At 57.6% G+C, this 19,779-nt stretch carries 18 protein-coding genes; 7 read left to right on the top strand and 11 right to left on the bottom strand.

Going from position 1 to position 19,779, the window contains the following annotated elements; genetic code table 11:
• The first annotated feature begins 27 nt into the window (after positions 1 to 27).
• From ACL2XQ_RS12240 to ACL2XQ_RS12220, 5 genes are all read left to right on the top strand, one after another.
• A complete protein-coding gene (locus ACL2XQ_RS12240; RefSeq protein WP_413740418.1) occupies positions 28 to 1,011 on the top strand; it encodes an ABC transporter permease in 984 nt (327 codons plus the stop codon).
• A gap of 43 nt (positions 1,012 to 1,054) precedes the next feature.
• Positions 1,055 to 1,471 carry a RidA family protein gene (locus ACL2XQ_RS12235; protein ID WP_413730335.1) on the top strand — a complete coding sequence of 139 codons (417 nt, stop codon included), beginning with the start codon at positions 1,055 to 1,057 and terminating at the stop codon, positions 1,469 to 1,471.
• 31 nt (positions 1,472 to 1,502) lie between these two features.
• Positions 1,503 to 2,387, top strand: coding sequence for a fumarylacetoacetate hydrolase family protein (locus ACL2XQ_RS12230; RefSeq protein ID WP_413740417.1), 885 nt, complete (start codon positions 1,503 to 1,505; stop codon positions 2,385 to 2,387).
• Positions 2,388 to 2,456: 69 nt separating this feature from the next.
• A complete protein-coding gene (locus tag ACL2XQ_RS12225) occupies positions 2,457 to 3,455 on the top strand; it encodes an extradiol dioxygenase (RefSeq protein ID WP_410014776.1) in 999 nt (332 codons plus the stop codon).
• 219 nt (positions 3,456 to 3,674) lie between these two features.
• Positions 3,675 to 4,841, top strand: coding sequence for an FAD-dependent oxidoreductase (locus tag ACL2XQ_RS12220; protein ID WP_410014775.1), 1,167 nt, complete (start codon positions 3,675 to 3,677; stop codon positions 4,839 to 4,841).
• 77 nt (positions 4,842 to 4,918) lie between these two features.
• Here the strand turns inward: ACL2XQ_RS12220 and ACL2XQ_RS12215 are convergent, their stop codons facing one another.
• Positions 4,919 to 5,866 carry an alpha/beta hydrolase fold domain-containing protein gene (locus ACL2XQ_RS12215; protein ID WP_413740416.1) on the bottom strand — a complete coding sequence of 316 codons (948 nt, stop codon included), beginning with the start codon at positions 5,864 to 5,866 and terminating at the stop codon, positions 4,919 to 4,921.
• Between the two features lie 89 nt (positions 5,867 to 5,955).
• Between ACL2XQ_RS12215 and ACL2XQ_RS12210 the strand changes: the two genes are divergently transcribed.
• Positions 5,956 to 6,894 (top strand): GlxA family transcriptional regulator, encoded by a 939-nt coding sequence (locus ACL2XQ_RS12210; RefSeq protein ID WP_413740415.1) that lies wholly within the window; start codon positions 5,956 to 5,958, stop codon positions 6,892 to 6,894.
• 236 nt (positions 6,895 to 7,130) lie between these two features.
• On the opposite strand, the gene ACL2XQ_RS12205 is transcribed toward ACL2XQ_RS12210, so the two are convergent.
• From ACL2XQ_RS12205 to ACL2XQ_RS12180, 6 genes are all read right to left on the bottom strand, one after another.
• Positions 7,131 to 9,074 carry a methyl-accepting chemotaxis protein gene (locus ACL2XQ_RS12205; RefSeq protein WP_413740414.1) on the bottom strand — a complete coding sequence of 648 codons (1,944 nt, stop codon included), beginning with the start codon at positions 9,072 to 9,074 and terminating at the stop codon, positions 7,131 to 7,133.
• Positions 9,075 to 9,711: 637 nt separating this feature from the next.
• Positions 9,712 to 10,488 carry a molybdopterin-binding protein gene (locus tag ACL2XQ_RS12200; protein ID WP_410014770.1) on the bottom strand — a complete coding sequence of 259 codons (777 nt, stop codon included), beginning with the start codon at positions 10,486 to 10,488 and terminating at the stop codon, positions 9,712 to 9,714.
• Positions 10,485 to 11,351 (bottom strand): cytochrome b/b6 domain-containing protein, encoded by an 867-nt coding sequence (locus ACL2XQ_RS12195; protein ID WP_413740413.1) that lies wholly within the window; start codon positions 11,349 to 11,351, stop codon positions 10,485 to 10,487. Before ACL2XQ_RS12195 ends, ACL2XQ_RS12200 begins: the two co-directional genes overlap by 4 nt.
• A 52-nt stretch (positions 11,352 to 11,403) precedes the next feature.
• A complete protein-coding gene (locus ACL2XQ_RS12190; RefSeq protein ID WP_410014768.1) occupies positions 11,404 to 12,030 on the bottom strand; it encodes a hypothetical protein in 627 nt (208 codons plus the stop codon).
• 209 nt (positions 12,031 to 12,239) lie between these two features.
• Positions 12,240 to 12,827: a TetR/AcrR family transcriptional regulator gene (locus ACL2XQ_RS12185; protein WP_410014767.1), complete on the bottom strand. Its 588-nt coding sequence runs from the start codon at positions 12,825 to 12,827 to the stop codon at positions 12,240 to 12,242.
• Between the two features lie 210 nt (positions 12,828 to 13,037).
• Entirely contained in the window at positions 13,038 to 13,985 is a 948-nt protein-coding gene (locus tag ACL2XQ_RS12180) for a LysR family transcriptional regulator (protein WP_413740412.1), read from the bottom strand.
• A 72-nt stretch (positions 13,986 to 14,057) separates the two neighbouring features.
• Here ACL2XQ_RS12180 and ACL2XQ_RS12175 point away from each other — a divergent pair, with 72 nt between their 5' ends.
• Positions 14,058 to 14,993: an alpha/beta hydrolase gene (locus tag ACL2XQ_RS12175; protein ID WP_413722994.1), complete on the top strand. Its 936-nt coding sequence runs from the start codon at positions 14,058 to 14,060 to the stop codon at positions 14,991 to 14,993.
• Between the two features lie 129 nt (positions 14,994 to 15,122).
• Here the strand turns inward: ACL2XQ_RS12175 and ACL2XQ_RS12170 are convergent, their stop codons facing one another.
• The 4 genes from ACL2XQ_RS12170 to ACL2XQ_RS12155 all read right to left on the bottom strand — a co-directional run bounded on the left by ACL2XQ_RS12170 (position 15,123) and on the right by ACL2XQ_RS12155 (position 19,768).
• The gene (locus tag ACL2XQ_RS12170) at positions 15,123 to 16,283 is read right to left on the bottom strand and encodes a cobalamin-independent methionine synthase II family protein (RefSeq protein WP_413740411.1); all 1,161 of its coding nucleotides are present in this window, start codon (positions 16,281 to 16,283) and stop codon (positions 15,123 to 15,125) included.
• Positions 16,284 to 16,359: 76 nt separating this feature from the next.
• On the bottom strand, positions 16,360 to 18,009 hold the full coding sequence (locus tag ACL2XQ_RS12165) for a dipeptide ABC transporter ATP-binding protein (RefSeq protein WP_413740410.1): 1,650 nt from the start codon (positions 18,007 to 18,009) through the stop codon (positions 16,360 to 16,362).
• Positions 18,009 to 18,827, bottom strand: coding sequence for an ABC transporter permease (locus ACL2XQ_RS12160; RefSeq protein WP_410014762.1), 819 nt, complete (start codon positions 18,825 to 18,827; stop codon positions 18,009 to 18,011). The genes ACL2XQ_RS12165 and ACL2XQ_RS12160 overlap by 1 nt, the downstream gene beginning before the upstream one ends.
• Positions 18,824 to 19,768, bottom strand: coding sequence for an ABC transporter permease (locus ACL2XQ_RS12155; RefSeq protein WP_410014761.1), 945 nt, complete (start codon positions 19,766 to 19,768; stop codon positions 18,824 to 18,826). The genes ACL2XQ_RS12160 and ACL2XQ_RS12155 overlap by 4 nt, the downstream gene beginning before the upstream one ends.
• Between the last annotated feature and the right edge of the window lie 11 nt (positions 19,769 to 19,779).

Raw genomic sequence — 19,779 nt, 5'->3', positions numbered from 1 at the left:
CGTAATGATGAAGCAGGAGTTTGCATCATGAGTACAAGCAGAGAAGCGGGGCTCCTGGCGTCGGGAAAAGGCGTGAAAACCAGACGATTTTCGCTTTCGGACTGGATGCTTCCCCTGTTGATTGTGTTAACCGCCGTCATCGCGGGCTTTATCCAGCCGAGATTTATGTCCGTCAGTAACGGGATAAATCTGGCCTGCCAACTGGCCCCTCTGCTTATTATCTCACTTGGCCAGGCCGTGGCCGTAATAAGGGGGGGACTGGATCTGTCGCTTTCTTCTGCCATGTCCCTCGCAGGCGTCGCGGGCGTGATGATCATGAATCAGTTCGGCGTCCCCGCGGGCCTGGTCGCCATGCTGCTGGTCGGCACGTTAACCGGCGCCGCGTCAGGCATCCTTATCGCGGTTTTTAATACCTCCCCCCTGGTGATTACCCTGGGGATGCTGTCCGTCGCTCAGGCATTCGCTTTAATATTGTCGGGCGGCGTGCCCATTTACGACGTTCCCGCCTCATATATCGAAGCCGTGGGCTATGGCACATTATTAGGGCTTCCCGTAATGGTATGGATTGCCATCGCCTTGACCATCATGATTGGCGTATTGCTCAAATACACGCTGTTCGGCCGCTATGTCTATGCCATGGGCTCCAATGTGTCCGCGGCGTCCAAATCGGGAATCAACGTAAAATGGAATACGGTCCTGGTCTATATGGTCAGCGGTTTCTGCGCCGGAACGGGGGCCATCATCTTAACCGCCTGGACCAGCTCCGCCCAGCCCATCGCGGCGGCGAACCTGACGCTGCAGTCCCTGGCGGCGGTCGTTCTCGGGGGCGTGGCGCTGACCGGCGGCGCAGGCAATCTTCGGCAGGTGATTACCGGTGTGGTGGTATTAACGCTGCTGTCAAACGGGATGAACATGGTAGGCGTATCCGCCTATTACCAGACGCTCGCCGTGGGTGTCGTCATTATTTTCGCCGTTATTCTCGATCGTTTCCGCCGCCATGATTCGCATTAACATTATATTGGCTTCATCCCTATTATCATCGAGGAGTATTACCGTGTCCGATAAGGTGCAATACATCAATCCGGAAAACGCCAGCCCCGCGCAAGGACTCTATTCTAACCTGACCAAAGTGAGCGCGGGAGACCTTTATTATATCTCCGGTCAACTTTCAGTAGGTTCCGATGGCGGCGTGGTAGGTAAAAACGATTTTGACGCGCAGTTTGCGCAGGTGTTTGACAATTTGGGCGCGGTGCTGGCAGCGGTAGGCTGCGATTACAACGATGTGGTGAAATTTAATACCTATCTGGTGGCATCCCAGCATATTGACGCTTTTATGAAAAACCGGAAAGAACTGTTTCCAACACTTTTCGCCACGCCGGATTATGCGCCGAATACGCTGCTGGTAGTGGACCGGCTGGTTAAAGAAGAATTCCTCATTGAAGTCGAAGCCGTGGCCCGCGCGCGCGATTAATTAATATAGCGTTTTTATTGTAAGGTAAAATATGAAACTGGTTACGTATCTGCGTTCCGGCGAGAAAAAAATCGGCGTAATTAACACTGCCGGAAAAGTAGTCGATGTCACTGATATTGTTGCTACCAATGATATGAATGTGCTGATTGACAGCTATGCGACATTTGCCGACAGGCTGCAACGCTACAGTGAACGTCCCGATGAGGATGGCCTGGCGCAGGAAGACGTGCGTTTACTGGCGCCGATTCCCTGTACCCGGCGCAATATTTTTTGCGTCGGCAAAAATTACTCGGCCCATGCGCAAGAGTTTGCAAACAGCGGGTTTGATTCGAGCGCCGCGGCGGGAAATGTTCCCGCGCATCCTATTATCTTCAGCAAACCCTCCACCTCGGTCAGTGGCCCCGGCGACGAGGTAGACAGTACGCTCGATCCCTTCCATACCCTCGATTACGAAGCCGAGTTAGCCGTGGTGCTGGGCAAAAAAGGACGCGTGACGCAGAGCGACGATCCCATGTCTTATGTCTTCGGCTACACACTGGTCAACGACCTCACCTCGCGTCATCTGCAAAAACAGCATAGCCAGTGGCTGCTCGGCAAGGGCATTGACGGATTCTGCCCGATGGGCCCGGTCCTGGTGACTGCCGATGAGTTTGGCGAACCCGGTTCCCAGACAATAGCCTGTACCGTCAACGGCGAAAAACGCCAGGAGGCCGCCATTGCGGATCTTATCTTTGACGTTGCGACCCTAATCAAGACCATTGGACAAAACATTACGCTGCTGCCGGGCGATATTATCGCCACCGGTACGCCTGCTGGTGTTGGAATAGGTTTTACGCCGCCTAGATATTTAAAAAAGGGAGATAAAGTGACGGTGGCAATGAAGGAGATCGGCGAATTAACCAATACGATTATTTGATTTGCAGATAATACATTTTCTCAGGCGTTCACGTTGAAATATCACCTATTCAGATAACGAGGTTATGATATGGCTAAGATTGTCAGTGCCATCAGTATGTCCCATGTTCCCGGTGCGCTTGGCTGGGCAGACGCGCCCTCCCCCGAGCAGCGAAAACGCCTGGCCGCCATACATGCGCGGTTGAAACACTGTATCGACGATACCAAACCAAATCTGATTATTGCGTTTTTAGACGATCATTTTGAAAACAATTTCCGCAACTTAATGCCGACCCTGGGCGTTCCAGTCAGTGACGCGAATATCGGGCCGGCGGAATATATGATGGAAGCGCTGAAATTCACTACTCAGCACAGCATTGCCAGTAATGCCGGCATTGCGCAAACGTTGCTTGAAAAATTGATTCATGGCGGGTTTGACGCAACACGCATGGGCGCGATTGAATATGGCAATAATCTGATGATGCCCCTGGTCTTCATCAACCCGGAATTCAATATTCCAGTGGTGCCAGTCTATATCAACGTCTTCTCTCCGCCGCTTATGCCGTATTCACGGGCCTACGATCTGGGGTTAAAAGTCCGCGAAATCATCGACACATTGCCTGATGACTATCGTATTCATTTTCTGGCGACAGGCGGGCTTTCGCACTGGCCGCCGGTATGGACTGAAGGCGCGCCGGAAGATGATAAGCTGCTGCAGCGCATGAAGGTGTATCAGACCATCGGTAAGGAAGCGCTGATTGACGACCCGACGCTGTATACCGATTTCGCCCAATATGAAATAGATATGATGAGCAAAATGGAATGGCCGCTCGGTAATAGCCATCCGCTGGTCAATGAAGAATGGGATAGGGAAATGCTGGAGCGCTTTGCCGCGGGTGATGTGGAATATATGCGCGCGCTGACCTATGAGGAAGTGGAGGAGCGCGGCGGACACGGCGGCCATGAGGCGCTCAACTGGGTGGCGCTGATGGGGGCGATGAAAGGCGCGCGCCCTGACTACGTTGCTTATGAATCCGTACCGGAATGGATAACGGGAATGAGTTATTTAACTTACCCCGGTCAACAATAAACTTATTTCATACACATTTATCATCGGGAAAAGGAATTTCCTGCGTAAGCTACATTTAAATTAATTAATCTGGTCATAAGGCCATGGGAATATTTTATTCAGCCTGCGGCCAAGCCTTATTTTAAATACTGCCGATTATTGTTTTATTTAAAGATAAATGCGTACTTCATCTGAAAGTTGTAAGACGATGTTTACCAACATGAGTGGAGAAGAACTGCCATGGCACGAATTGCAGTAGTTGGCGCTGGCATGGGCGGGCTGGCCTTTGCCTGCGCCATGAAAAACAGCAAACATGAGGTTATTGTGTATGAGCAGGCCAGAGAACTGGTTGAGCTTGGTGCGGGCATCTCGCTGTGGGCGAACGGCACGCGCCTGTTTGCCGAGCTGGGCATTGCGGCGCGCATGGCGGAATGTTCCTGTGAAACGGAAGCCGCGTTTTTTCGCAATGAAGACGGCAGCGTGGCGGCCTCGCAGTTGCTCGCCCGCGATAACTGGTACAGAAATGAATACGGGCACCCCTACTACGGCGCCTTCCGTACCGACCTGCAGGCGGCCTTGCTTGACGTTATCGGCAAAGAACATATCCGGCTGGGCAAACAGCTTACCCGTCTGGAGGATGCAGGCAGCGAAGCGAAACTTTACTGGGCTGATGGTTCGGTGGCGACGGCGGACCTGGTGGTGGGCGCCGACGGCATTAAATCCGTCGTCCGCAATGCGATCAGTGCCTCCGCCACGCCGGTATTCACCGGCAACAGCGCGTTTCGCGGACTGGCCAAAACCGCCGATCTCGACCTCCTTCCCGAACCGCATTCCTTTACCGACTGGATGGGCGATGGCAAGCACGTACTGAATTTTCCCATCGGGAAAAACTTTGCATATCAGACGATCGTGGTTTTTATGGATGGTCCGGAAATATGGCGGCAGGAAGCCTGGCGGGTCCCCGCCGACGCCGGCGCCATCGCCGGGATGTTTAACGGCTGGCATCCCGCCGTCGGGCAGCTTCTTGAACACGTTAACCTGTCCGAGCGCTGGGGGATGTTCCAGGTCAGCCCGATGGCGGCCTGGTATCGCGGGCGCGCCGTGCTCATCGGCGATGCCGCGCACGGCATGATGCCCCATCACGGCCAGGGCGCGATTTCATCGTTCGAAGATGCCGTCGCCCTCGCGCACATCATGAATAATGATGCCCTGGATTCCATCGAATCAAAGCTCGAGAGCTACCAACGCGAACGTAAAGCCCGTGGTGAAAGAATTCAGGCATCGTCGCGCCGGGTGAATGACTGTCTGCATCTTGCGCAGGGACCTGCCCGGGCGGAGCGTGATGCCGTGCTCAACAGTCTTGGCCGGCATTTTTCATGGCTACACGGCTACACGCTGGCCGTGTAACTTTCAGCGCAACGCGCGGCCGCGACGCCGAAGCAGGATACACCGGCGGTTCGCGGCCCTGGCTGGAAGTACCCTGCTTACGCCGTCAGACGGCGAATGGCCGAACAACGCAGCCGCATGGCCTGTTGGGCGATGGCTGAATGCGGGGCCAGCAACTCAAAACCGTGATTGACGCCGGGGTAGAGATGAAATTCCACCGGCACGCCGGCGGCGGCCAGATTTCCCGCCCAGGCCAGGTTCTCCGCGCAAAAGAGATCCAGCTCGCCCACGTCAATATACGTGGGGGCAAGTCCTGTAAAATCGTCCAGCCTGGCCGGGATAATGCGGTTCAGTTGTCCGTCATCCGCTCCGTCCGGGATCCTGGCGCGCCATGCGGTCTGTATTTCGCTGGCGGTGATGGTAAGAAAGGGCGATATTTCCGCTGTCGCATCCGTCGTCCGGTCATCCAGCATGGGGTAAACGAGGATCTGCCCGGCTAAGGCAATGTGTCGATCCCGCGCGAGAATGGCCGCGGACGCCGCGATACCCCCGCCGCCGCTGTCACCCATCAGCACAATACGATCCGGTTCGATGGACAACTGCGCGCTGTTTTCCTGTAGCCAAGCCAGACCGCTAATAATTTGTTCCGCCTGGCTATCCCCCGCTATCTCCGGGGCAAGGTGATAATCCAGCGCCAGAAAACTGACGCCGCTTTGTGCCACATAGTTCGCCACTATTTTATGATAGGCGGCGATATCGGCGGAGACGCCGCCACCGCCATGCACAAAGAGCACCGTGCCGCGCGAGGGCTCGCCCGCGTTCTGATACCAGCGCGCCAGGCGTTTTTCATTACCCATGGGAATGAAAAATTCCCGGGTCTCTATGCCGGTCGCCTCGGGAAAATGGTCGTTAAGCAATGCGTAAAAGGCGTTGCTCTTGTCCCGCCAGCTCAGAACATCGCCGGGTTGAAAGGCGGGAAAACGTGCAAGCTCGGGCTGCAATTGTGCTAAACGTGCCGAAAGTTCACTGTCCATGACATAAGGCATCACATTTCTCCTGAAACCGTTGATTGACGCCGGTCAGTATTCCACACCATACTTTTGTCTGAAATGACATAAAAAGGGCTTTTTAGGACATGACGCGTCGCATTGGTTTTCTGATTTTTCCCGGTTTCAATCTGCTTGACCTCAGCGGGCCGCTCAGCGTGTTCGAGACCGCTAATTTCCACCTGCCGCCAAAGGAACAATTCCAGCTGGATGTGTGCGCCGTGCGGGCCGGGATGTTCGCCAGTTCCAATGGCCTGGCGGTACACGCCAGCGCTGGCGGAGGCAAACGATTCGATACCCTGGTGGTGGTGGGGGGCAGCGGCGTCGGCCGGGCAAGCTGCGATCCCGCGCTATTGGCGTTGCTGCGGGAGGATATTGCCCACCGCTATGTCTCCGTCTGCACCGGCGCTTTTGTGCTGGCGGCGGCGGGCAGGTTGGCAGGAAGAAAGGTGACCACCCACTGGCGCCGGGTGGCGGAACTGCAGCGTCTGGTCCCTGACGCCCGGCTGCTGGCCGACAGTATCGTGGTGCAGGATGATGATATCTGGACGTCGGCCGGAGCCACTGCCGGAATGGATATGGCGCTCGCGCTGGTCGCGGCGGAACACGGCGAGCCGCTGGCGCATCTTATTGCCCGGGAGTTGCTGATCCCCCGCCGTCGTACCCATGGCCAGTTGCAGTTTATGCGCATGCGGGATATTACCCCGCCTTCGCCACGGATCCAGCGGGTGCTGGCGTTTATCAATCGCAATCTTCGGGGTGACCTCTCCGTTACCATGATGGCGGAAGAGGCGCATCTCTCACCGCGCCAGTTTTCCCGGGAATTTGTCGCCAATACCGGTCTTTCCCCCGCGCGGGCCGTGGAGCGCTTGCGGGTGGAGTTTGCCCGCAGCCGGGTGGAAAACAGCAACCAGACGCTGGCGGCCATCGCGCTGGAGGCGGGTTTTAGTGATACTGCATTAATGCGAAAGGCCTTTTTACGCTGCCTTGGATCCACGCCGCAAAGAATGCGCAAGGTGCCATGGTGAATACCGCTTCAGTCAGGTGAAATACAGCGCCGGATGAGCACAAAAGCCCGGCCATACTCTCCCTGGCAGGAAGCATACGTATAAGGGGATTCGGAAATACGCCGCGGCAAAAATAAACGCCGCCAGGATACGATTATAGCCGGTGGTCTACCCTTTATAAGCCGGTAAAGTCCGTATGAGCAGGATGACGCCTTCGAAAGCCACCCTGCTGGAGGATATGAATAGAAGATTAACGTTTAAAATGAAGTCCATTCTTCATTAAGCGCTTTATTCATTGTGCCAGGCTTGGACGGGCTTTTTCTTTTCGCCATCCCCAAGGATTCACCAGCGGCGCTTTCCTGCGCGCGACCCGCTCTGACCTTAAAGATAGCGACCATATCATTGAGATTTCTTGCCTGCTGTTCCAGGGAAATGGCGGCGGCCGAGGATTCCTGAACCAGCGCCGCGTTTTGCTGCGTGGTGGAATCCATCTCCACCATGGCTTTACTGATCTGATCAATGCCGTGGCTTTGTTCGGTTGATGACGTGGCGATTTCATCGATGATTTGGCTGACATGCGTCACCGACTGCACGATATCCCCCATGCTGGATCCCGCATGATTGACCAATTCCGTACCTGAGCTAATGCGCAGCACCGACTCGTTAATCAGGGATTCAATTTCTTTGGCGGCGGTAGCGCTTCGTTGCGCCAGCGTTCTTACCTCGCCGGCCACGACGGCGAATCCCCGTCCCTGCTCGCCTGCCCGCGCCGCTTCGACCGCGGCATTCAAGGCCAGGATGTTGGTTTGGAAAGCGATACTGTTGATGACACCGATAATGTCGGTGATTTTCTTTGAACTGTCGGCAATGCCGTTCATGGTCAGCACCACATTGTCGACGATTTCACCGCCTTTGCGCGCGTCGAGGGTGGCGCTGGCGGCCAGTTTATTTGCCTGCAGGGCATTATCCGCATTCAGCCTGACGGTCGAGGTCAGCTCTTCCATACTGGACGCTGTTTCCACGACAGCCGCCGACTGCTGTTCAGTCCTCGAGGCCAGATCCGTATTCCCGGCCGCGATTTGCGAAGACGCGCTGGCGAGGTGGCCGACGCTTTCCCGTATGCCCGTAATGATTTCGCTCAGTTTGGTGTTCATTGCGCCCATGGCGCGCGTGAGCTGGCCAAGCTCATCACCGGAATTGGAGGAGATCGCTGAGGTAAGGTCCCCGCGGGCAATGCGTTCCGCCATCGCCAGGTTTTCGATGATGGGGAGTGTTATTTGGCGGGTAATGTACCAGGCCGCCAATAATCCGACGAGGACCGCGGCTACCGCGAGCGCGGAGATGAAGACGATGGCGTCCGTAATGACTCTTTCATTATCATAATCCTGTGCTTCAATAAGATCGCTTGTCGCACTGTTAAGTTCGTCTGCAACGTTGCTCATGCTGTCAGAGGATTTTTGGCTTTCCACGGCTGCTGGGAAGTAAGCGTAGGTACTGGCCTTAATTTTTTGGAAATACGCCAACACGGGAATGACTACCGCTTTTTCTGAGTCGGGAAGCTTAGTAATGCTGGCGGAATAAAGGGTTTCGGCATCATTGTACGACGTCTTAAAAACCGCAAATGCGTCATCAGTATGTTGGGTTATCAGTGTATTCGCGGCATCACGCAGGTTGTCGAGCGACAGCGAAATGTCAAGGAGCGTTTCCCGTATACCAGGTTCAACGGAGGAATCCTGCATTTTTCTCTGCAGGTCATTCAAAACACGCTGTCCATTATCCTGCGTTATTTCTTTGGCAAGTGCGTTACTGTGAACAATATTAGCGAAAAATACATCCCGCAGCTGCTTATAATGCTTTATTTTTTCAGTTAATATTTCGTATTTATTTTTTGTATTGCCCTGCCAATGAGAGACGTCTTCTTTTTCGATTAAGACTTGCATACTGCTTAACGCTTCGCCATTGGCTTTGATCATCTGCTCATCCCCCGTTTGCATATACAACAGGCGATTCCTTCGGGCCAACTCAAGCAAATCGCCAATCTTGTTGGTGTGGTTTGTCCTGACCGCATTACGTTGAATCACATCTAAAGAGTAAATACTGTAACATGACATACCAATGATAATGACAATCAACATTATGAACCCAGTAAAAAGCTTCTTGCCTATGGAGAAATTACGAAACATTAATTTGCCGGTAAACATATAAAATCCCTTGTTAACATATGGATATGCTTTTTAGAATAATATTCAAGTATTCCAAAATGATAATATTTTCATGCTAAAAAGCTTATCGGCAAAAAACTTAATTTTCTTAAGACTAAATTAAGAAAAAGGATATAAAAAGTAAGCTTATGATTTATATGAATTAAATTTATTTACATTTCCCTTAAAACCAGAAAAATGGTGCAATTGTGCGTTTAATGATGAATTGCAATATGAAAAAAATAACATAAAATGCCGTAACTGCAATTTTATAGTGAGATATCTTCCTGAATCTTCACTTAACCTAAATACATCAAAAAATCCCAGCTAAAATAAAAAATTAAAGAAATTTACGGTCTTTTGGCGTGATGCACATCAAGCTCTAATGACAAAAAAGTAAAAATTTAAAAATAAACATCCGCCAAAAAAAACACGAGTTTATATAGCTTATTTATCAAAGATAAACACGGCCAAATTTAACGTGAGAGTGCTTATTTCAGGCATGCATCATTACATTTTCATCATGGATTTTTCAGCCAGAGGTAGCGGGATTCCAGGCCCTGGCATCCCGTTGAACGCCAGGGCGTTTTTTATGGCCGGCATAACGGGATAGCGTCAAAATCCCTATTGCACGACATTATATGCCCGCATACCACTCATAGCCGCGATCTTCCCAGTAGCCGCCTTTTCCGCTGCCCAGAGCATCAAACGCGGTAACGACTTCGATGCGCATCAGATACTTCGCATGCTTATAGCCGAGCTGTCTTTCAACCCGCAGACGCAGCGGCGCGCCATGGGCCACGGGCAGATCCCCGCCGTTCATGCCATAGGCCAGGAGAGTCTGGGGGTGGTAGGCATCGAGCAAATCGATACTTTCATAATAGCGGCCGCTGCCATCCAGCGTCCTCTCCAGCTCGTCCGCGCAATGGAACACCACGTAGCGGGCGCCCGGTTTCACTCCCGCCGCATCCAGCACCCGCCCCAGCGGAACGCCTTGCCATTTGCCGATGGCGCTCCATCCCTCGACGCAATCGTGCCGGGTGATCTGGGTACGGGCCGGAAACCGTTTCAGGTCGGACAGCGACAGGCTCAGCGGTTGCCGCACCAGCCCATCCACCTGCAGACGCCAGTCGGCAAAGCCGCGCTCCAGCAAGCGGGCATAGTCCTCCGAGTCCGGCATCTGCGTTCCATTGGCGCGAAAGACCGGCGACAGGTCGGCCTCAGTGTATTCCCGTGCCAGCGATTGACGCCCGAGCAGCATGCGTTGGCTGCCCATGGTCAGCTTTTCCACCTTATCCAGCCACGCGGTCACTTGCGCGTTCTGCGTCAGGCCATCGCACCCGGTGAGCAATGTCCCCCCCGCCCCGGCGAGCAGGCCGGCCAGGAGACGCCGGCGTGAAAACTGAGGTTTCATGGCTTGTCTCCTGTTTCGTCAATGGCGTATCGGCCGCTAATCATCGAGCGCAGATTGTTCCAAAGGCCCGAGGCGACCACCATCGCCACATGCACGATGACGAACAGCACCAGGAAAGACGCGGTGAGGAAGTGCAGCGTGCGCGCCGAAGGACGTCCGCCGAACAGATCCGGCAGAAACGGAAACACGGCGTTGAGTCCCGGCGACATCGCCAGTCCGGTCAACACCATAAGCGGGATCGCGCCGCCGACGACCGTCAGATAGGCCAGCTTTTGCAATGCGTTGTAGCGCCGCGCCGCTTCCCCCCTGGCGAAGCGCAGGCGCGCGTGGTCGATCACTTCCCGCCACAAATGGCGTAATGACAGCTGAGCCCTGGTAGGCAACAGGTCCCGCCGTAGGTGGCCGCACCATAGCCCATGCGCCAGGTAGACCAGGCCATTAATGACCAGCAGCCAGGCGAAGAAAAAATGCCAATGCCGTCCGGCGCCCAGATCGTGATAGGACGGTAGGGTAAGCCAGGTCGGGAATGCGCGTGCGGCCGCGGCGCCGTCTTCGCTGGAAACGCCGAGAAAGCCGGTGGTTTCGATGCCCAGCGGGCCGATTTGGATATAGCCGCGCGATGTATCGCCCAGTTGCCTGGCGCCAATGGCGATAAACGCCCGATCCGCGTCGGCGCCGTATTGCCCCCAGTAGAGCCGGGGATGGGCATTAAAAATCTGCAATCCGCTCAGTAACAGAATCGACAGGCAGAGGACGTTCACCCAATGCGTAATGCGTACAGGCAATGAGTGCCGCTTAACGAGCCGGCGGCGCCCAGGCGGGGCTGATGGGGTCGGCGCGCTTGATGTATCAGGTTTGTTCATGACAGGCTCCTTGACCGGCTGGCCGACACCGCCAGCCGGCGGGGGTGATTGATTACATCGGGGGAACAACGCCGTTTTTGCCGACGATAAGATTACCGGCGGAAAGCTCGCCGTCCGCGCCCTTCTCTGCGCTGACGAAAACCACCGAGCCGGGCTTCACATCCTCAGGTGTGGCCGGCGCCAGCGTGACGACCGGCGTGCCTTGCGCAATGGAAATCTTTTTTTCCCGGCCGTGATAGCTGACCGTAACGTCGCTGCTGCCCACCGACTTGACCGCATCGGCCACGGTGGCATTGGTCATCGTGCTGTTGGGTTTCAGGTCCCAGCCGAAACTGCCTTCCGCCGCGCCTTTCAGCTGGGGCGGGAAGATCAGCACTTCCAGCGCCCCGTCGCCTCCCGCCGATGTGGGGAGCGACGCGATGCCGACGTAGTCGCCCGGCTTAATGTCGGCGATACCGGCCTTGGCTACCGCCGAGACCCTCCAGCCGGGTTTCAGGGTGACCATGACGGCTTGGCCCTCGCGCGACGTCACCTGGAGCCGGTCACCCGTCAGGGCGGCGACGGTACCCCGTACCCTGACGCTGTTATCGGCGGCGGCAGCCGGCGTCAGAGCGCTGGACATAAGGAGCGCGCCGGTCAGGCCGAGGGCCAGGAAGCGGGTTATTCTTGGAACAGTCATGTTGAATCTCCTGAGCGATGCGGGCACCGCGATAGATTGATATGGCGCATTAAAAAGAAAAACCGTCGCAGGCGGCGCCTGGAAAGCCTGCGACGTGATAACAAACCCCGGTTGGCGGGTATGCACCCGCGACAGCGTAATCAACCTACTAGTTGGTAGGCTTACTGCAGCGCAAAAAACCCCCGGCCACCCCGTTCCGCTGGAGCGGATCAGGCTGACGCGGTCAAATGATGGATCGTAGGCTGGATAATGGACTGAAAAGTTTGCGGATTGCCATAGGCCCGGGCGGCCAGCATCGCGCCGTGGACCGTGGCCATGAAAGCGCCGGCCTCGACGGCCGCACTGGCGCGCAGGTGGAATTGCCCCTGGGCCGCGCCGTTCTGGAGCAGCGACGCGAGCCAGTCAGACTGATCCTGAAAATGCCCGCGGACTTCATCCGCCACCCGGACCGGGATCGTCAGCAGTTCGGCGGCCAGCATCGCGCAAATGCAAAAAGAAGACGTACCATCGCGAATGCAGGTGATCCAGTAATCGGCATAGGCGTTAAGCTCCGCCAGCGGGTCGGCGAGCTGGCTATCAAGGGCCGCCATGCCTGCCCGCGCCTCTTCCCGATACAGGGCGACCACGGTTCTGACCAGTTCTTCCTTGCTGGGGAAATGATGATGGATGCTGGCCTTGCTGATGTGTACCCGGGCGGAAATATCAGCATAGCTGAAGCTGTTATAGCCGCCGGCGGCCAGCAGTAACCGCGCATGGGCGGCGATTTCCGCGGCCTTGGGAGAAAGCTCTGCGTTCATGATAAAAGTCCATCGACCAAACAAAGGGGGTGCGGCGAATGCTGCTTTACCGGCATTGCGGCCCCCGCAATAATGCGGGCGGGGCCCGACACAGGAAAGCCAGAACGCCATCGCGTGCAATCACCCTACTAGTTGGTAGCCTGGCTGTCAAGAGATCGATCACGCAGGGGCGGCCGGCTATATCCATGACGGCTGCCCGGCCGGAGCCTTTTAGCCCGGTTGCCCTTCCTTATGAAAATGCTGCACCAGCATATCGATGAACAGGCGTACCTTCGCCGCCAGATGTCTCCTGTCGGGATAAATGGCATGGATGGGTATCTCGCTGCCCTGGTATTGCGGGAATAATTTTACCAGCCGGTTTTTCCTCGCGTCATCCTCAGCCAGAAAGGACGGCAGGTAGGCAATGCCCATGCCTTCTACCGCGGCGTCCTTGATGGCCTCGCCGCTGTCAAAACGCAGGCGGCGGCGGCCGTCGATAAGGACCGGCGTCCCATCGGGCCCGGCCAGAGGCCAGGCGCCCGATGCGGAATGCAGGCCGTAGATAAGCCGCTGATGGCCGCTGAGGTCCGCTATGTTTTCTGGCGTGCCATAGCCTTGCAGATAGGCCGGCGCGGCATAAAGACAGGGACGGTATTTCGCAATCAGCCGGGCGACCATCAGCGAGTCGACGGGCATATCGCCCATGCGGATACCGAGATCGAACCCCTCTTCCACCAGGTCGACGACCCTGTCCGTAAAGCTGACCTCGACTTCCAGCTCCGGCCATGTTTTCAGGAATTGATTCAGCAACGGCAGGATAACTATCCTTCCGAAGGCCGCGGTCACGGTGAGGCGCAGCGTACCCCTGGGTTGCAGGCGGCCCTGCCTGACGCTGTGCTCGGCCTCGTCCAGATCGGACAGTATCTGCACGCAGCGCTCGTAAAAATTTTGCCCATCGGTTGTCAGCGACACCCTGCGGGTGGTGCGGTGCAGCAAGCGCGTACCCAGGTAGGCTTCCAGCCGTGCCAGCGACTTTCCGGCCGCGGAGCGGGTCAATCCCATGATTTTGCCGCCGGCGACAAAGCTGCCTGACTCGGCGATGGCCACAAAGGCACGCATGGTGTTGAGTTCAATTCCCCCGCCGCCATGCTGGCCGGCCGCGACGTGACGGACACCCACTGTAGAATCCTTTTCCCGAATGGTTGCGATAGAGTGATTGTGTAGAAACTTATTCACCCAGAAGGATATGCAATGTTACCTGTAAATGCCAGAAAAACGCTGGATGGCTGGATACAAGCGGCACTGCCTGTGGTCCAGAAAATGAATGGCCAGAGCGAGGCCGGATGGCCCGAGGCGCGCGCGGCCTATACGGCTGGACTGGAAAGGTTATTCCCGGCGCCTGGCGGGGTGTCGTTTACCCCTGTTGATTTGGGCGGCGTCGCCGCGCTGCGGGTCACGCCGGAAAATGTGCTGGAGGACCGCGTGCTGTTCTATATACACGGGGGCGGCTATGTCCATGGCGGGATAAACGCCTACCGCGGCCTGGCCGGAAAATATGCCGCGCTGCTGCGCGCCAGCGTCTATGTGCCCGATTACCGGCAAGCCCCGGAGCACCCGTTCCCGGTGCCGATTGAAGATACTTTTACCGCCTATCGCGCGCTGCTTGATAACGGCGTCGACCCGCGTTCCCTGGCGATATCCGGTGATTCGGCCGGCGGAGCGATGGTGGTGACCATTATGAGAAAAGCCAGGGACGCCGGCGTGCCCCTACCCGCCGCCGCCGTCGCCCTTTCACCCTGGGCGGATCTCACGCACAGCGGAAATTCGGCAACCGTCAGGGACGGTATCGATCCGCTGTGCAGCACGGCGTTTCTTAACCAACTGGCCCGTATATTCCTGGCCGGAGAATTGCCGACTCACCCTGATGCCTCGCCGATCTTCGCCGATGTCCGGGGGATTGCGCCCACCCTGATCCAAATTGGCGAAAATGAGGTCATGCTGAGCGGGGCCCTCCGCCTTGCGGCCCATCTCGGGGAAAGCCGGGTACGGACATCACTTGAGGTCTGGCCCGGCATGTTCCATGTCTGGCATTTGTTCTCCGGGGTTCTCCCCGAAGCCGACCAGGCGCTGCGTAATGCGGTGAGGTTTTTGGACGATGCCCTCCCCGCCGCGCCAGGCAATCCGTAAGCCCGCAACGCCGCATCGGCGGCGCGGCGTTTTCCCTTACGCGACGCAACACAGCGGCTATCAGGCCGCCGGGCGGCCCCCGTCACGCTCAGTGGGCAGGTTGCCGGCCGCTGGACGGCTGGCGTCCGCTTATTTTTTCCACAGTTTTTTACTGGCGAGGTCGGCGCCCGCGCGCAGGGCGCGGAATTTTTCCCGCACCACCGTGGGATGCACTTCCGTGCGATAGGTGGCCTGCGAAGAGAAACCGCAGTCGGCGCCGGCAATAACATTGTCGCGACCTACCCGTTCGGCAAAGCGGACCAGGCGTTCGGCAATCAGTTCCGGATGTTCCACGGTGTTGCTGGCATGGCATATCACGCCCGGGATCAACCGCTTGCCCGCCGGCAGCGTAATCTCTTCCCAGAGGTGGTATTCATGTTCGTGGCGTACATTGCCCGCCTCGAAGGAATAATCCGATGCGTTAATATTGAGCATATAGCGCACAAACTCCACGAAGGGCACATCGTGAATGCGCGGACCTTCGTTAATGCTGTAGCAGGTATGATAGCGAATTCTTTCCTGCGGCAGGCCCCGCAGCGCATGATTCAGGATCTCGACATACTCGCCCGCTTTGCGGTGAATCGCCGCATTGTCCAGGGCGCGATCGGCAAACAGATCGGGCAGGAACGGATCGTCGATTTGCAGGCTGAATCCCGCGTCAATCACCGCTTTATACTCGACGCGCAGCGCCTCGGCCACCGCCGAGAGATACTCGCCTTCGCTGGCATAAAACGCATTGCTGCCCACGCCGGTCGGCGCCACCGACGGGACAAACGCCGAATGGGCGCTCACTTGACCCAATGCGGCCGCCAGGTTGGCCAGGTCGCGCTGCAATTGCGCCGTGCCGTGATAGGCGATAGGTCCGGTGCAGGCCACCGGGACGAATGGCACCAGGTTGCCGCCGAGCATCGCTTCGCCGAAATAGTGCTGATAATAATCGGGAAACGCCTCGATCTCCGCGTCAAAAGCCGTATAGCGTTGCCCGGGGCGCGCAGAGAAGCCGCTCATGCGATCGCGGACATAGGCAAAGAAACCGACTTTGGATTGTTCACCGTCGGTAACGATATCAATGCCGTCATCGACCTGTTGCTGGACCGACTCGATCACCGCGTCTTTAATGCAGCGGTCCAGCTCCGCCTGATTATCCGCGCCGTCGATATTCGCCTTCATCAGATCCAGCAATTTCACGGGCCGTGGGAGACTGCCGACATGGGTGGTTAAAATACGTTCAGAGCCTTGCAGTGTGGACATTATTACCCTTCATCTGATGTCAAAATAGGTGAGAAAATAACTTACTATGGCCACAGGCGGATGGGAAGTCCCCCGGCTACGGCGCCTGGACCGGCGCCTCCAGCTGATAGCCGCCATTCTCCAGCAGCTTAAGCTGCGGCAGGCAGGAAAGCAGCCGCCGGGTATAGTCGTGCTGCGGCCGGTCCAGCACATCGTCGCTCCAGCCGTTTTCCACCAGCCGGCCTTTTTCCATGACCATGATGCGATCGGCGACCTGCTCCACCGCGCCCAGGTCGTGGGTGATAAACAGGCAGGCGAAACCGTAGCTGTCCTGCAGGCGGCGCAGCAGCGTCAAAATCTGCTTTTGCACGGTCATATCCAGCGCCGAGGTCGGCTCGTCGGCGACGATAAAAGCCGGTTTGCGGATCACGGCGCGGGCGATGGCCACGCGCTGGCGCTGGCCGCCGGAAAGCTGGTGCGGATAGCGGTCGATGAAAAATTCCGCCAGGCCGACTTCGTTCAATACCTCTTTGACGCGCGCCAGGCGGTGCGCCCGCCCGGTATCATTGAAGACCCGCAGCGGCTCCTCCAGGATCCGGCCGATTTTCATGCGCGGATTGAGGGAGGAATAGGGATCCTGCTGGATGATCTGGCAGGCCAGGCGCCACCGGCGTTTTAACGCCGGGTCCCGGTCGTTGACATCCCGGCCCTCGAACAACAGCGAGCCGGCGCTCACCGGCAACATACCGGCAATCGCCTTGCCGATGGTGGTTTTTCCCGAGCCGCTGGCGCCGACCAGCGCCACCGTTTCGCCCCGGCGCACGTTAAAACTGACGCTGTTCACCGCCCGGGTGACGCGCGCCGGTTGCAACCATGTTTTCTGCCCCGGATAATCGATACTCACGTCGCTCAGCGTCAATACCGCCGATGCCGACAGTAGCGAGCGGCGGTCGGCGGGCGCTTTTCTGACGGGCATCGCGTCCAGCAGCCGGCGGGTATAGGGATACCGGGGTTCGGCCAGCAGCCGGCGGCTTTCGCCCTGCTCCACCAGCGCGCCCTGCTCCATCACCATGATGCGCGAGGCGTAGTTGGCCACCATCGACAGATCGTGGCTTATCAGGATTACCGCGCTGCCCTGCTCGGCGGTCAGGGACAGCATCAGGCTCATCACTTCATGCTGCACCAGCACATCCAGCGCCGTGGTGGGTTCATCGGCGATAATCAGTTTCGGTTCCAGCAGCATCACCGCGGCAATCATCACCCGCTGGCGCATCCCGCCGGAAAATTGGTGCGGAAAGCTGGCCAGCAGCGTTTCGCCGCCGTCCAGCCCGACGCGGCGCAGCATGGCGACGATTTTCTGTTTGCGCTCCTGCGGCGTCAGCGTGGTGTGCAGCGCCAGCCCTTCATCCAGCTGGCGGCCGATGGTCATGGCCGGATTTAGCGAGGTCATGGGTTCCTGGAACACCATGCCGATACCGGCGCCGCGCACCTGGCGCAGTTGCTCGTTATCCAGCGCCAGCAAATCCTGGCCGGCGAACCGCAGCCGATCGGCCCGGCGCGCGACATTGGACGGCAGCAGCCCCATCAGCGCTCGCATCGCCAGGGTTTTGCCGCTGCCCGATTCGCCGACCACCGCCAGCACTTCGCGCGGCTGCAGACAAAAGGAAATGCCGTTCACCACCGTGCGATCCTGCACGCTAATGGTCAGGTTACCGACGTCCAGCAGAGGCTGCGCGGTGTTATTCATTATTGCATCCTCGGGTCAAGATAATCGCGCAGCGCGTCCCCCAGCAGGTTGACGCCCAGCAGCGCAAGGGAAATACAGCACCCCGGCAGCAGGGCCAGGTAGGGCGCCTGGGAAAGATAGGTACGGCTTGCCGCCAGCATATTGCCCCAGGTGGGTTCCGGCGGCGGTACCCCGAGCCCGAGGAATGACAGGGCGCTTTCCGAAATCAGCACCCAGCCCAGCATGGACGTGGCCAGCACCGTCAGCGGCGCGATGCAGTTGGGCAGGATATGATGCAGCAGGATAAATCCTTCGCGATGTCCCATCACCCGGGAGGCGTGGACAAAATCCGTCTCGCGCAGCCCCAGCACCGTTCCGCGCACCACCCGCACCACCGAGGGGGTATAGGCCAGGCCCAGGGCGAGAATAATGCCGTAGCGGTTACTGCCCAGGATGCTCAGCAGGCCGAGTGCCAGCAGGATGCCCGGAAACGCCAGCAGCGTATCGGTCACCATCATGATGACCCGGTCGGTCACGCCGCGCAGATAGCCGCTCAGCAAGCCCAGCACAATCCCCGTCAGCAGCGCGAAGGCCACCGTCAGCACCGAAATGCTGATGCTGGCGCTGGCGCCGAGCATAATGCGGCTCAATACGTCGCGTCCGTATTCGTCGGTGCCGAACCAGTGCGCGGCGCCGGGACTTTGCAGCCGGGCCAGAATATTGATCCGGCTGGGGTCGAACGGCGTCCAGAAGAACCCCACCAGGCTGGCGCAGACGATAATCCCGATCATTAGCCCGCCCAGCAGGGCGTTGGGCGCCAAAAATATTGAGCGTTTCATGATGCGGCCACCCTGGGATCAAACAGCGGATAAAGGGCATCTATCACCAGATTGGTCAGGACATAGATACCGGCGATAAACAGCATGCACCCCTGGATAACCGGATAATCACGGGCATAGATGCCGTCCACCAGCAGCCTGCCGAGGCCCGGCAGGCTAAACACCGTTTCGGTTACCGCCACGCCGCTCAGCAGGTTGCCGAGCGTAAGGCCTATCAGCGTCCAGGTCGGCCCGAAGGCATTGGGAAACACATGGCGCGACAGTACGGTACGCTCGCGCAGCCCCTTGGCGCGGGCGTGGGTGACATAATCCAGGCGCAGCACCTCCAGGGTGCTGGCGCGCATCATGCGCACCAGCGCGCCCACTTCCACCAGCACCAGCGTCAGCACCGGCATCAGCAGATAGAGCACGCCCTGCCAGGCGTTGTCCCGAATCGAGACATACCCCACCACCGGCAGCCAGCCGAGCTTCAGGCCGAAAAACATCAGGATCAGCAGCCCCATCCAAAAACTCGGTATCGACAGCAGAAACGTCGAGAACATCACCAGGCCGACATCAAGACGGGTGTTCTGTTTCCATGCCGCCAGCATGCCGAAAGGCACGGCGACCAGCGCGGCCACGACCACCGCCGCCAGCACCACGCTCATGGTGACGGAAAACCGTTCGAGGATCAGCGGCAGTATCGCCTGTCCGCTCTGGATGGAGTGACCGAAGTCGCCGTGCAGCACCTGGCCGAACCAGATAAAAAACTGCGTCAACAGCGACTGATCCAGGCCCATGTTATGGCGCAAATCCGCCAGGCTGCTCTCGGTCGCCAGATCGCCAAGCATCAGCAGCGCCGGATCGCCGGGCACCAGCCTGGTCAGCAGGAAGACGATCACCGTCACCAGCAGCAGCGTCGGGATCGCCGACGCCACCCGCCTGAAGATAAAACTCAGCATGACGACTCCTT

This window comes from Sodalis sp. RH14, assembly GCF_047324285.1.
In the GTDB taxonomy this organism is placed as follows: domain Bacteria; phylum Pseudomonadota; class Gammaproteobacteria; order Enterobacterales; family Enterobacteriaceae; genus Acerihabitans.
The sequence above is the reverse complement of the archived record's forward strand: the minus strand, read 5'-3'. Positions and strand labels throughout refer to the sequence as shown.